This window comes from Paraburkholderia caffeinitolerans, from assembly GCF_902859945.1.
GTDB lineage: Bacteria > Pseudomonadota > Gammaproteobacteria > Burkholderiales > Burkholderiaceae > Paraburkholderia > Paraburkholderia caffeinitolerans.
Window position 1 is genome coordinate 1 of record NZ_CADIKL010000122.1, and the last position, 763, is coordinate 763.

Genomic DNA, 763 nt, shown 5'->3' on the forward strand with positions numbered 1-763 from the left:
AGCAAGGCACGCAAGGGAGCAAGCAGCGATGAGCCAGAAGAACCGTCTCGGCGCCGGCGGGCGCATCAACCGCGCGATTCCGCTGACCTTCACGTTCAACGGGCGCACGTACCAGGGCTATCAGGGCGACACGCTCGCCTCGGCGCTGCTGGCTAACGACGTGCACTTCGTCGCGCGCAGCTTCAAGTACCACCGTCCGCGCGGCATCGTGACCGCCGATGTGGCCGAACCGAATGCCGTGGTGCAACTCGAGCGCGGCGCGTACACCGTGCCGAACGCGCGCTCGACCGAAATCGAGCTTTATCAAGGGCTCGTGGCGACCAGCGTGAATGCGGAGCCGAGTCTCGAGCACGACCGCCTCGCACGCAACCAGAAGTTCTCGCGCTTCCTGCCGGCGGGCTTCTACTACAAGACCTTCATGTGGCCGCGTAAATTTTGGCCGAAGTACGAAGAGAAGATTCGCGAGGCCGCGGGCCTCGGCAAATCGCCCGAAGTGCGTGACGCCGACCGCTACGACAAGTGCTTCGCGCACTGCGACGTGCTCGTGGTCGGCGGCGGCCCCACGGGTCTGCTGGCCGCGCATACGGCGGGCCTTGCAGGCGCGCGCGTGATTCTGGTCGATGATCAGCGCGAACTGGGCGGCAGCCTGCTGTCGTGCAAGACCGAGATCGACGGCCGCCCCGCAATCCAGTGGGTCGAAAAGATCGAAGCGGAACTCGCGGCCATGCCGGACGTGAAGATCCTCTCGCGCAGCACGGCCTTC

The 763-nt window shown here is 65.7% G+C and carries 1 protein-coding gene; it reads left to right on the forward strand.

Annotated elements, in window-relative coordinates; all coding sequences use genetic code 11:
• Positions 1–28: 28 nt before the first annotated feature.
• A partial coding sequence (locus tag HV773_RS36545) for a 2Fe-2S iron-sulfur cluster-binding protein (protein WP_175198561.1) occupies positions 29–763 on the forward strand: 735 nt, incomplete at its 3' end.